Source organism: Oerskovia sp. PE-21s, assembly GCF_056158145.1.
In genome coordinates this window covers 194,876-206,902 of record NZ_JBUXJM010000005.1, presented here as the reverse complement: position 1 = coordinate 206,902, position 12,027 = coordinate 194,876, and the positions used below count along the sequence as shown (strand labels likewise).

13 protein-coding genes are annotated in these 12,027 nt (G+C 72.7%); 2 read left to right on the top strand and 11 right to left on the bottom strand.

Annotation, left to right across the window (positions count from 1 at the left end; all coding sequences use genetic code 11):
- Positions 1–54 precede the first annotated feature (54 nt).
- From ACZDYF_RS12025 to ACZDYF_RS12000, 6 genes are all read right to left on the bottom strand, one after another.
- A complete protein-coding gene (locus ACZDYF_RS12025; protein ID WP_475056992.1) occupies positions 55–465 on the bottom strand; it encodes a pilus assembly protein in 411 nt (136 codons plus the stop codon).
- 161 nt (positions 466–626) lie between these two features.
- Positions 627–1,049 (bottom strand): TadE/TadG family type IV pilus assembly protein, encoded by a 423-nt coding sequence (locus ACZDYF_RS12020; protein ID WP_475056988.1) that lies wholly within the window; start codon positions 1,047–1,049, stop codon positions 627–629.
- Positions 1,046–1,243: a hypothetical protein gene (locus ACZDYF_RS12015; protein ID WP_475056983.1), complete on the bottom strand. Its 198-nt coding sequence runs from the start codon at positions 1,241–1,243 to the stop codon at positions 1,046–1,048. Before ACZDYF_RS12015 ends, ACZDYF_RS12020 begins: the two co-directional genes overlap by 4 nt.
- Before the next feature lie 133 nt (positions 1,244–1,376).
- Entirely contained in the window at positions 1,377–2,327 is a 951-nt protein-coding gene (locus ACZDYF_RS12010) for a type II secretion system F family protein (RefSeq protein ID WP_475056979.1), read from the bottom strand.
- The gene (locus ACZDYF_RS12005; protein ID WP_475056974.1) at positions 2,324–3,184 is read right to left on the bottom strand and encodes a type II secretion system F family protein; all 861 of its coding nucleotides are present in this window, start codon (positions 3,182–3,184) and stop codon (positions 2,324–2,326) included. The genes ACZDYF_RS12010 and ACZDYF_RS12005 overlap by 4 nt, the downstream gene beginning before the upstream one ends.
- Before the next feature lies 1 nt (position 3,185).
- The gene (locus ACZDYF_RS12000; protein ID WP_204809524.1) at positions 3,186–4,433 is read right to left on the bottom strand and encodes a TadA family conjugal transfer-associated ATPase; all 1,248 of its coding nucleotides are present in this window, start codon (positions 4,431–4,433) and stop codon (positions 3,186–3,188) included.
- A 254-nt stretch (positions 4,434–4,687) separates the two neighbouring features.
- On the opposite strand from ACZDYF_RS12000, the gene ACZDYF_RS11995 reads away from it, so the two are divergent.
- On the top strand, positions 4,688–5,962 hold the full coding sequence (locus ACZDYF_RS11995; RefSeq protein ID WP_475056965.1) for a pyridoxal phosphate-dependent aminotransferase: 1,275 nt from the start codon (positions 4,688–4,690) through the stop codon (positions 5,960–5,962).
- Between the two features lie 14 nt (positions 5,963–5,976).
- On the opposite strand, the gene ACZDYF_RS11990 is transcribed toward ACZDYF_RS11995, so the two are convergent.
- The 4 genes from ACZDYF_RS11990 to ACZDYF_RS11975 all read right to left on the bottom strand — a co-directional run bounded on the left by ACZDYF_RS11990 (position 5,977) and on the right by ACZDYF_RS11975 (position 9,969).
- Positions 5,977–7,266: an LCP family protein gene (locus ACZDYF_RS11990; RefSeq protein WP_475056961.1), complete on the bottom strand. Its 1,290-nt coding sequence runs from the start codon at positions 7,264–7,266 to the stop codon at positions 5,977–5,979.
- A gap of 112 nt (positions 7,267–7,378) precedes the next feature.
- Entirely contained in the window at positions 7,379–8,662 is a 1,284-nt protein-coding gene (locus tag ACZDYF_RS11985; RefSeq protein WP_475056956.1) for a multidrug effflux MFS transporter, read from the bottom strand.
- A 108-nt stretch (positions 8,663–8,770) separates the two neighbouring features.
- Positions 8,771–9,571 carry a hypothetical protein gene (locus ACZDYF_RS11980; protein ID WP_475056953.1) on the bottom strand — a complete coding sequence of 267 codons (801 nt, stop codon included), beginning with the start codon at positions 9,569–9,571 and terminating at the stop codon, positions 8,771–8,773.
- Positions 9,568–9,969, bottom strand: coding sequence for a PadR family transcriptional regulator (locus tag ACZDYF_RS11975; protein WP_475056948.1), 402 nt, complete (start codon positions 9,967–9,969; stop codon positions 9,568–9,570). Before ACZDYF_RS11975 ends, ACZDYF_RS11980 begins: the two co-directional genes overlap by 4 nt.
- Before the next feature lie 127 nt (positions 9,970–10,096).
- On the opposite strand from ACZDYF_RS11975, the gene ACZDYF_RS11970 reads away from it, so the two are divergent.
- On the top strand, positions 10,097–10,840 hold the full coding sequence (locus ACZDYF_RS11970) for an SOS response-associated peptidase (RefSeq protein WP_364072434.1): 744 nt from the start codon (positions 10,097–10,099) through the stop codon (positions 10,838–10,840).
- Positions 10,841–10,849: 9 nt separating this feature from the next.
- Here the strand turns inward: ACZDYF_RS11970 and ACZDYF_RS11965 are convergent, their stop codons facing one another.
- Positions 10,850–12,013, bottom strand: a complete 1,164-nt coding sequence (locus ACZDYF_RS11965) for an adenylate/guanylate cyclase domain-containing protein (RefSeq protein WP_475056941.1) — start codon at positions 12,011–12,013, stop codon at positions 10,850–10,852.
- Positions 12,014–12,027: the final 14 nt, after the last annotated feature.

The following is a 12,027-nucleotide window of genomic DNA, read 5'->3' as shown; positions in this document are numbered from 1 at the left end:
GCCGGCCGCGTCCTGCGTCGGTCCGGGGCGCTGACGCGGTCCGGCGTCCGCGCCTCACGGCCGGGCCCCCGCGTACCGGTCCACGGGCGAGACGTGGGCGGCCTCGACCGGGACGGACAAAGGTACCCACGACCGGACCCCCGGCGGGACGAACGGGAGCGGGACGTCATAGCGCACGACCGTGGCGACCTCGCTCCCCGGGGCGAGGCAGTGCGGGCTCGAGCACGAGATCGACAGGACGTCGGCAGGTCGCACCTCCTCGAACCCCTGGTCGGCCAGCGCCAGGGAGACCGCGACGCCGGCCCGCGCCTCACCCTGCGCGACCGAGTCGGCCGTGACGAAGGCACGGGCCGACTCCTTCGCGGCGCCCTCGACCGCGAAGGTCGCCGCCTGGATCCTCCCGAGAGTCAGCGCGAGGTACATCACGGGCAGGAGGAGCAGGAGTGCGGCTCCCAGGAACTCCACGATCGCGTTCCCCTGCTCCCGCCCCCCGAGACGTCTCGAGCGACGCCTGGGGACCGCGCGGGGCCCGGGTCCCCTCCGCAGCCTCCGGACTGCCACTCGGGCGGCCCCTCCGTCCCGGGCCGCCCGCTCACGCTGTCGCACTCCGGCCCCCTCGCGCCCGCTCACTGCTCCTCCTTCAACGCATGCCCGTCCACCGTGACCGCTCCCGACGGGCCGAGCAGCCCGACGGCGGGCAACGGAAAGGTCACCGTCACCTCGACGACCCGCAGCCCGTCGTGGTCGACCTCTCGCGCCGAGACGTCCTGCGCGAACCGCTCCGACAAGGCCGCGTCGATCAAGGCTCGCGTCCGCGCCACTCCGTCCTCGGTGGTCCGGTCCGCCGTGCCAGCCAGCCGCGCTCCTTCCGCCGCGCTGTCGATCACGATCGCTCGCACGTACACCGCGAGCACCACCTGGAGAACGCCCAGGAACAGGACGAGGAGAAGGACGGAGACGAGGACGAAGTCGACGACAGCCGAACCCTGCTCCTGCGCGCGAACGCCCCGGCCAGGGGGCGGGACCAGTCGCCGACGCGCCAGGCTCACGGACCGCCGACGCTGTTGATCGCGTTCGTGAAGGTCTCCGTGAGCGCCGGGCCCGCGACGGCCCACAGCGCGATGACCAGTCCCGCGGTCATCAGGGTCACCAGGACCCAGCCCGGGACGTCTCCGCGATCACGCTCCTGCGCGACCTGCTGGAACCTCGCACGCACGGTCATGCTCATCAGTCGTCTCGTCATCTCGTTCCTTCGGTCGGTCGCGCGCTGCGGTCGCGTGCGGTCGTGGTCCAGGTCGGTCGTCCTGGTCGGTCGTCCAGGTCTTTTCGTCAAGATCGAGAACGGACGGCGGGTCGCCCGCCGTCCGGAAAGGTCGTCACAAGCCGATTCGCAGGGTCGCGATCGACGGGAATATCGCGAAAACCACGGTCACGGGGAGGATCAGGAAGACGACGGGCACCATCATGAGAACCTCCTTGCGCCCACCCGACTCCATGAGGGCCCGGCGGCCCGCCTCCCGGACGTCCTGCGCCTGCGCGCGCAGGACGTCGGCGAGCGGCGTGCCTCGCTCGACGGCCACGGCGACCCCCTCCGCGAAGCGTGTGAGGCTCGTCAGCGCAGTCCGGTCGGCGAGCCCTTCGAGAGCACGGGCCAGCGGCACCCCCGAGCGGACCATCGAGAGCGTCAGCGCGAGCTCGGTCGACAGCTCGCCCCGGGCCATGGTCGCGACACGCTCCATCGCCGCGACCGGCCCCTCCCCCGCCCCGACGGACAGCGCGAGCAGCTCCGCGATCGTGGGAAACTCCATGAGCATGCGCTCCTCGCGCCGGGCGACCTGCCGAGAGAGCCGGTAGTCGCAGCCGAGCAGCCCACCAAGTCCGCAGAAGGCGACGAGAGCAGCCAGGACCACGGGGGACGATCCCCTGGTCGCGGCCAGGAGCAGGGCGAGGAGAAGGCCGCCGACCAGTGCGAGCGCTGCCCACACCACCTGCTGGGCCCAGAACTGGTCGACGCTCTCGAGTCGGCCGGCCTGGTCGAGGCGCCGGCGAAGCACCGCACGGGTCGACCCGAACTTCTCGAGCCCCCGCCCGACCTCGGCGAGCCACGGGCCTACGAGACGGTCGAGGGACGGGAAGGGCGATCGCGTCGACGACTCCTGCAGCAGTCCCGACGTGGTGCCGATCACGCGCAGATAGGGTCCGACCCGCTCGTCGAGGCGGACCCGGCTGGCACGCAGACGCGACACGACGACGAGGAGCCCGCATCCCAGCATCGCCCCGGCCACGACACCGATCCACGACACCTCGATCCCTTCGGACCCGTTCACCGCAGGACCCGCACTTCCTCGGGCAACCGCCCGATCCGACGCATGATCTGGTAGGCGACCACCGAGGTGAGCGCGCCGGCTCCGAGCACGACGGCCCCCTGGAACGAGCTGTAGGCCTGCGCGGTCTCGGGTCGGGTGGCCAGCAGGGCCAGGACGACCCACGGACCTGCCACCGCGAGTCGGGCGCCGTTCACGGTCCACGACTGGCGCGCCTCGAGCTCTCCTCGCGTCCTGGCGTCCTCGCGCAGGAACATCGCGAGCGTGCGCAGCAGCTTGCCGAGATCCGTGCCCCCCACCTCCCTCGTCATGCGCAGGGCCTCGACGATGCGGTCGGCGACGGGATCTGCCAGTCGCGCCTTGAGCGCGTCCAGGCAGTCGCCGAAGCGCCCGGTCGCACGAAAGTCCTGGGCAAAGCGAGCGAAGGGTTCCCGCAGCTCGACCGGCCCCCGCTCCCCGAGCTGGCCCACCGCCTCGGGCAGCGAGAGGCCCGCACGCACGCCCGAGGCAAGGTGATCCACGACCTCGGGCCACACGTCACGCAGGCTCGAGCGGCGCCGTCGGGCACGCGAGCGCACGAGAGCGACGGGCGCAGCGCCCGCCATCGCCGCGAAGCACACCGCGACGGGCAGCGCCCGGGTGAGTGCGAGCACGACCAGCAGGACGAACGCTCCGAGTGCCACGCTCACGCCCACCAGGGCGCGCGGGGTGACCGTCGGGGCCCCGGCGAGCACCAGGAGGTCCTGCGTCCTCGTCGCCCAGGCGTCGGCCCGACGGGGAGGGCGAGGCGCCGGCTCCCACCAGGCCCACCAGACGCAGAACACCCCGACCCCGAGCAGCAGGCCCACCATGACGCCCATGTCAGCGGGCCTCCCCCGGTCGTGGACCGACCATGAGCGCCGCGAGGTCGATCCCGGCCCGGGCGAAGCGCTCCTCTGCCGGCGGGAACCCGTCGCCGCGCACGAGACCGCCCCCGACGCGGTGGAAGAGGTCCGAGGTCTCGACAACCCCCTGCTCCACGCGCCCGGGGACCCCGACGATCTCGCGGACCTGACGTCGACCGTCCGCGGTCACGCCCAGGTGGACCACGACGTCGACCGCACCGGCCACGGTCGGGACGACGAAGCGGTCCGAGACGTTCTCCCCGGCCAGCAGCGGCAGCGTGCACATCTTGGAGATCGCCTCCCGCGCCGAGTTCGCGTGGATCGTGCACATCCCCGGGACGCCAGCGTTCAGGGCGATCAGCAGGTCGAAGCTCTCCGCCTCGCGCACCTCGCCGATGACGATCCGGTCCGGACGCATGCGCAACGCCTCCTTGACCAGACGTCGCAGCGGGATCTCCCCCGTGCCCTCGAGGCTGGGCTGACGACACTGCATCGAGACGATGTCGCGCACCGCGAAGCGCAGCTCGAACACCTCCTCGCACGTGATGACCCTCTCGTGCGAGGGGATCGACCCGGCGAGCGCGTTGAGCATGGTCGTCTTGCCCGCCTGCGTGGCGCCCGCCACGAGGACGTTCAGCCCCGCCCGGACGCAGGCGTGCAGGAACGCCGCGGCGTGCGGGGTGAGGGACCCCAGGCGCACCAGGTGCTCGAGGTGAGAGGCCCGCACGACGTGCTTGCGGATGTTCACGGCGAAGTGCTCGCGCGTGACGTCCGGGATCACGACGTGCAACCGCTCGCCCCCGGGCAGCGCGGCGTCGACGAAGGGGCTCGAGAGGTCGAGGCGCCGACCGGAAGACTTGAGCATCTGCTCGACGAGGTCGCGGACCTGGGTGCTCGTGAGGATGGTCGAGGTGAGCTCGGCCGTCCCGCCGCGCGCGACGAAGACCTGCGCGGGCGAGTTGATCCAGACCTCTTCGATCTCCGGGTCGTCGAGGTACTTCTGGAGGGGGCCGAGCCCCGCGACGGCGTCGAGGACCGCCCGCACGGCGCCGGGGACGTCGGCGAGCGGGGGCACGACGCCCAGCGCCGTGCGGGTGTCGTAGTCCGCCAGGGCGTCGGCGACGAGCTGGTCGATCCCCGCCTTGTCGCGCAGCGGGTCGACGCCTCGGCGGCGGATCAGCTCGCGAACCTCGCGCTCGAGGATCGCCACGCCTGCGGTGCTCATCGTCGTGCCACGCTCCCCTGCGTCCCTGCGCGCCCCCCGCGCAGTCGACCACCCGGCGGGGTGGTTGCGCGCCGAGACTAGGGCACGACCGGCCGGGTCCGCACCGCCCCCTGTGGACAACCGCTCAGGATCCGCGGGATCTCGCGGATCACACCTCGGTGGATGTCCGAACTGTGGTCAGGGCCCCACGAGCTCCGGGCAGGGCAGCAGCGCGGGCCGCCACGGCGAGCGCACACCCGGCATAGGGTCGGCGCATGTCTGCGAGCACCCCCGCCGTCCCCCGTCCCGCCCTTCCCCAGGTCCCCGGCCGTTGGCGCGCCGCGGCCGCCGCGACGGGCCTGCTGCGCCCCGACGGGTCGGTGGCGTCGACGATCTTCGCCGAGATGACGAACCTCGCGCTGCGCACGGGGGCGATCAACCTGGGCCAGGGCTTCCCCGACGTGGACGGCCCGCACGCGATCAAGGAGGCCGCGATCCGCGCGATCGAGAACGGTCACAACCAGTACCCGCCGGGCACGGGCATCCCGGTGCTGCGCGAGGCGGTCGCGGACCACCAGCGCCGCCACTACGGTCTCGACCTGGACCCGGACACCGAGGTGCTGGTCACCACGGGGGCCACCGAGGCGCTGGCCGCGACGATCCTGGCTCTGGCGGGACCGGGCGACGAGGTCGTGACCCTCGAGCCCTTCTACGACTCGCACGCGGCGTGCATCGCGCTCGCGGGCGCGACGCACGTGCGCGTCCCGCTCCACCCGACCCCGGACGGGTTCCGCCTCGATCCCGCGCAGGTGCGCGCCGCCGTCGGGCCGCGGACGCGGTTGATCCTGGTCAACACGCCGCACAACCCGACCGGGACCGTCCTGACGCGCGCCGAGCTCGAGGTGGTCGCGGAGGCGGCGCGGTCCGTGGACGCGGTCGTCGTGACGGACGAGGTCTACGAGCACCTCGTGTACGACGACGCGGTGCACGTGCCCGTCGCGACGCTGCCGGGCATGGCCGAGCGCACGATCACGATCTCCTCGGCCGGCAAGACGTTCTCCTTCACGGGCTGGAAGATCGGCTGGCTGCACGGCCCGGCGCACCTCGTGGAGGCCGTGCGCACGGTCAAGCAGTTCCTGACGTACACGTCGGGGGCGCCGTTCCAGCCCGCGATCGCGCAGGCCCTGGCCGACGACGAGGCGCCGCGCGCCCTGGCCGCGTCCCTCGCGGCCCGGCGGGACCTGCTGTGCGAGGGCCTGGTGGCCGCGGGCTTCGAGGTCGTCGTGCCGCGGGGCACGTACTTCGTGGTCGCCGACGGCGCGCCGCTCGGCTTCGAGGACGGCACCGAGCTGTGCCGTCGGCTGCCCGGGCTCGCGGGCGTCGTGGGCGTGCCGGTGAGCGCGTTCTGCGCCGCGTCACCGGGCGACGGGGACCCCTCGGGCCCGACGACGGCGCAGGCCCTGGCCTCTCGGGTCCGGTTCACGTTCGTCAAGCGTGAGGACGTGCTCCGCCAGGCGGTGAACCAGCTCGCCACGCTGCGCCCGCGCTAGCGACCTCGGAGGAGTCAGCAGACCCCCGGCAGGCGCGGGTCGTCCTCGGGCACGGGCGGCGCGACGGGGGTCTCGCCGCCGGTTGTCCCGGCCCCGGTGTCGCCACCGGACGTCGAGTCGGTCCCGGTGTCGGCACCCGCGCCGGTGCCGGTCCCCGCGTCCGGCACGGTCGCGTCGTCGCGAGGGTCGGTCGGAGCGGAGGTCTCGTGCCCGGGTGGCGGGGTGTCGGTGGCCATACGGTCCCAGATCGCCTGGGCGTCCTTGGTCCACACGACGCGGTTCTTGTCGGTCGGTGCCTCGACGACGGGCAGCTCGGTGAAGACGATCTCGTTGGTGTCGATGTCCTTGAGCGAGAACGCGAGGCCGGCGAGCGAGTCGAGGCCGGCGAGGTTCGGGCTCGCGCTCACGGACGACAGCACGGCCTTGATCATGGCGTAGAGCTGGGGTGCGTTGGTGATGAGGTTCTTGGACAGGACCTCGCGCAGCATCGAGTCGATGAAGGCCTGCTGCCGCGGGATGCGGGACAGGTCACTGCCCATCTCGAGGCCCATGCCCGTGCCGTGACGGGCCCGGAGGAAGCTGATCGCCTGGTTCCCGTCGAGCGTGGTCTGACCCGCCGGCAGGTCGAGCGTCCCGTACCTGGGGTTCTCCTTCATGGGCTCGGGCAGGCACATCGTCACCCCGCCGATCGCGTCGACGACGCCCACGACCCCGTTCATCTTCACCACGACGTGGTCGGTGATCGTGAGCCCGGTGAGCGACTGCACGGTCGAGATGGTGCAGGCCGCAGCGCCGACCATGTCGTCGTCCTTGCCCGCCCCGATCTGGAAGGCCTCGTTGAACATCGCGCTCTTGCGCGCCTTGGTGGTCGACCCGTCGGTCAGGTTGCACGCCGGGATCGCGACGAGCGAGTCGCGCGGGATCGAGACGAGCTCCATGCGGGTCCGGTCGCCCGAGACGTGCACGACGAACGTCGTGTCAGAGCGCATGCCCTCTTCCTCGCCCGCGATCGCAGCGTTCTCGGCGTCACGGTAGTCCGTGCCCATCACGAGGATGTTGAGCGCCTGCCCGGCGAACGGGTCGTCGGGATCGCGGGGCGGCTCGGGCGACGCCCCCACGACGAGGTCCGAGACGTCGCTCACGTCCACGGCGTTCTGCATGTCGACGTACGTCGCGACGGCCGCGGAGCCGACGAAGACGAAGGCAGCGGTCGTCAGCATGCCGACCGCTCGAAGGACCTTGTGCGTGCGCTGCGAGCGCGCGTGATGAGGGCCGCTCTTCGAGGCGGTCTTCGGGCTGGGCATGGGATGAGCCTAGATGCAGCTCACGGGTAAGGCCTTCGTGTCGTGCAAAGGAAATGTGAAGTGTCCTGCTGGATCGCCCGTCCGACGGGGGGTGCATCGACCCTGGGTGAAATCATGCGGGCAGGTGCCAGCCACCCTTGCGGAACGCGGGCGTCGCGAGCCCGAGGACGAGGAGGGAAGCCACGACGGCCCCCAGCATGACCGTGCTCATGGCCACCGCGTCGCCTCCGAGGACCCCGACGAGGGGGCTCACGAGCCCGGCGACCCCGGCCTGGAAGGCCCCGATGACCGCGGCGGCCGTCCCGGCCCTCTCGCCGTGCCGGGTCAGGGCCAGCGCGGAGGCGTTGGCCGGGATGAGTCCCTGGAGCGCGAGCGTGAGCCACAGCGCGGCCAGGAGCCCGATCAGGCCGCCCGCCCCGGTGAGCGCCACGACGAACAGCCCCACCGCGAACACCCCCTGGAGGACCAGGGCGGCGCGCAGGATCCGCACGGGGGCGACGCGCCGCACGAGCGAGGCGTTGACCTGGGCCGAGATCACGAGGCCGATCCCGTTGACCGCGAACAGGGCGGCGAACTGCTGGTGGGTGAGCCCGTACCCTTCCTGCAGGACGAACGGCGAGCCGACGACGTAGCTCATCAGGACGGCCATGCCGAGCCCGGGGAGGACGGCCAGGGCGACGAAGTGGCGGTCCTTGAGGAGCGCTCCGTAGCCGCGGAAGACGCTGCCGACCCCGCCCACCTGGCGGCGTTCGGTCTCGAGGGTCTCGGGCATGAAACGCAGGACGACGAGCCCCAGGACGAGGCCCAGGACCGCGAGGACCCAGAACACCCAGCGCCAGTCGCCGTGCCCGGCGACGAACGAGCCGATGGTCGGCGCCAGGAGCGGCGCGAGCCCGATGACGAGCATGAGCCGCGACAGGATCCTGGCGGCGTCCGACCCGGTGAACCGGTCGCGGATCACGGCGATCGAGACGACCTGGGCCGAGGCGTTGAAGAAGCCCTGGAGGACGCGCAGGACGATGAGCCAGCCGATGGTCGGCACGACCGCGCACAGGACCGAGGTCACGACGTGCAGCGCGAGGCCGATGATGACGGGCGCCCGGCGTCCGTACCGGTCGGACAGCGGGCCGATCACGAGCTGTCCGAACGCGCCGCCGACGAGCATCCCGGCCAGGGTGAGCTGCGCGAGGGCGGGGCTGGCGTCGAGGTCCGCCGCGACGTCGGGCAGGGACGGCAGGTACATGTCGACCGTGAACGCCGGGAGCGTGGCGAGTGCGCCGAGCAGGAGGACCCACTTGACGGTGGAGCGGCCGGGGCGCCGGGCCGTGGCGGCGGGCTCCGAGGTGGAGCGGGGGGCCGGCGGGGTGGGTGCAGTTCCTGCCGGGGGTGTCTCCATGGGTTCGATCATAACGATTCGACCGCCCGGCCACGCCCGGATCCGGGACCAGGTTTCGTGACGTGCTCGACGGCGCAGCCGCCTGTGCCACCCGACCTCACCGCACGCTCAGCGGCCCAGCAGGAGCCACGTGACGCCGAGGGAGACGAGCGCGAACGCCGGAACGACCCACGTGACCGTCGCCGACAGGCGTCGCGTCCGCCGCACCGGGCCGTCCTGCGGTTCACCGGGCAGCGGCGAGACGATCGGGTCGTCGAGCGTGCCTCTCCTGGCCTGGACCGCGCTCCACGCCGTGCCCACGGCGAGCACGAGCGCACCGGCGACCGCGACGGGCCAGGCCGGGAGCGAGACGAGGACGCCGTCCAGCAGGACGGGGACCACGACGAGCACCGCCATGCAGCCCGCCAGGGCGAAGAACGACACCAGCGGTCGCTCCAGGATGGTTCGCAGCACCGGGGAGCTGAACCGGTAGAAGAGCAGGATCGCCGCCCCGAACGCCGCGATCATCGCGAGCATCCCGGCCGTCACGTCGACGCTCGGCGCCGCATCGCCGGCTCGCCCGGCCAGGGCCACCGCCGAGCCGCCCCAGCCGAGGAGCAGCAGCCCCAGGAACTGGGCGGTCACCGGCCCGAGCACCTTCACGACCTCCCACCGCTTGTCGGGCTCGACGGGCAGGTCGAGGCTCCTCGCGTAGGCCACGGGGTTCCCGAACGCCTCTGCGGCGGACTCTCCGCTCTCCGCGCAGTGGGACTCGACCTCGGTGAGCGCCCCACCGAGGGCGGCGCCCGGCACGTCGAGCAGCCTCAGCTCGATCAGGAAGGCCTCGGCCCACTCCTCCTCGACGTGCGGCGCGAGGCGCCTCTCGATCTCGTAGCGCGCGGCGGTCCGCTTCTCGCTCGTGCGGGTCATCGGTTCTCCTCGGTGGGGGTGGATCGACGGGCGGGGTCGTCGGCGCCGGGCTGCTCGGCCTCGGCCCCGGTGCCGGCGACGAGCTCACGGGTCGTCCGGGTGAACGCCTCCCACAGCGCGACACGCTGCGCGAGCTCGTGGCGGCCCGCGTCGGTGAGGTCGTAGTACTTGCGCCCGGGCCCGCCATCTCCGGCCCGCCACTCGACCGTGACGAGACCGCCCGTCTCGAGGCGCCCGAGCAGCGGGTAGAGGGTCCCGCCCTTGATGACCCCGAGGCCGCCGTCGGCGAGGCGCGCGGCGATCGCGTACCCGTAGGTGGGGCCCTCGGCGAGGGTGCGCAGCACGCAGACGTCGAGGACGCCGCGGAGCCACTCGCTGGGCCAGGTGCTCTCGGTCATGGCTAGATCGTGTCGCTAACTAGTCAGCCTGTCAACCTAGCCACGACCGAGGCCCGACGGCGCCGCTCGCCGACGCGATCGCCGAGCGCAGCGCGCGGCGTGGGTGGCACGAGGCATCCTGGGAGACATGTGCGGACGCTATGCCTCCTTCCGGGACGCCCAGGACCTCGCCGACGATTTCGCGATCGCCGACCTCGCCGACGACGCGCGGCTCCTGCCACCGTCGTGGAACGTCGCCCCCACCGACCCCGTGCGAATCGTCGTCGAACGAGCGGCCAAGGACACGGGCGAGGTCCGCCGTTCCTTGCGCGTCGCCCGCTGGGGCCTGGTGCCGAGCTGGGCCAAAGACCCCGGCGTCGGGGCGCGCATGATCAACGCGCGGGCCGAGTCGTTGCTCGACAAGCCCGCGTTCGCCAAGCCGTTCGCGGCCCGCCGCTGCCTCGTGCCGGCCGACGGGTACTACGAGTGGCGGAAGGTCGAGACGCCTCCGGCTCCCGGATCCACCGCGCGCAGGCCCAAGGTGACCAAGCAGCCGTTCTACATCCATCCGGACGGGCCCGCGGTCGCCGCCTTCGCGGGCCTCTACGAGTTCTGGCGGGACCCCGCCAAGGCCGACGACGACCCCACCCGCTGGCTCGTCTCGACCACGATCATCACGACCGACGCCGCCCCGGCGCTCGCCTCGATCCACGACCGCATGCCGCTCGCGCTCGCCCCGGACCGGTGGGACGCGTGGCTCGACCCTGCGGTCGGCAAGGACGAGGCTGCGGGACTGCTGGTCGCACCCGAGGTCCGCATGGAGGCCCAGGAGGTCGCGCCGCTCGTCAACAGCGTCGCCAACGACGGCCCGGAGCTCGTCCAGGCGGTCTGAGGCCCGACCTCAGCCCTTGTACGCCCACTGCAGGCGCACGGGCTCGATGACCCCGAGCCCGTGCACCTCGCGCTCGGGCTGCGCGGTCAGCGCGAACCGCGAGTCCCTGGCCAGCAGGGCCGCGGTCTCCCGGTCCATCAGCACGGTCGCGGGCTCGGCGATCTCGGTGAGTCGCGAGGCCAGGTTCACCGACGGTCCGAACACGTCGCCGAAGCGTGAGAGCACCCGGCCCCAGACCAGGCTGACCCGCACGGGCGGGACCTCCACGCCCTCGCCGGCCCGCTCACCCTCCTCGGCGAGCCCCAGCGCGACCTTGGCGCCGGTCGCGACGTCGTCGGCGACGTAGAGGACCGCGTCGCCGATCGTCTTGACGACCCGGCCGCCCGCCGCGGTGATGATGTCGCGCGCACGGGTCTCGAAGAGCTGGACGAACTCCGCGAGCTCGCTCGACCCGAGGCCCGCGGTGCGCTTGGTGAACGACACGATGTCCGCGAAGCCCACGGCCCGTGGCAGCGGGAGCGCCTGGGAGTCCGCGACGTCCCCCGCCCGCGCCTCGGAGAACTCGACCGTGAACCGCGCCGCGACCGCCGCGAGCTGGCGGCGCCACGCGTGGCGCAGCTGGGTCTCCAGGACGGGGGCGAGGTCGGGCAGGCGGTCCAGGACGAGCAGGCGGGCGCTCGTGTCGTCGAGGTCGAACCGCTTGGTCATGTGCTCGACGAGGGCCTCGACCTGCCACAGCACCAGCCGCTCGGTCGTGTGCCCCATCGACCGGATCAGCGTCGTGAGCGACCGGTCGTCGAACTTCTCGCGCTCCGCGACCGAGTAGATCTCCTCGAGGGCGACCGCGTCGTCCTCGGTGAACATCTGCTCCTGCTGCTCGGTGATGGGCAGGCCGAGCGCCTGCCAGTAGGAGCGCACCTGCCGCTCCGTGAGCCCGGCCCGCTCGGCGAGCCCCTCGACCGTCAGCGCGCGGGGCCCGCCCAGGAGCGCCTCGTCCAGGTCCGCCTCGACCGGGGAAGGGGCGGAGGGCGCAGAGGGCGGGCCGCCTGCCCCGGAGAGCGCGGAGAGCGCCGCCACGTCGGCTCGACCCTCCGGCCGACTCTCCCCAGCAGCCTCGGTCGTCTCGATGGTCTCGATGGTCTCGTCGGCTGCCTCAGGGATGTCGTGCGTCACAGACCGATCCTAGT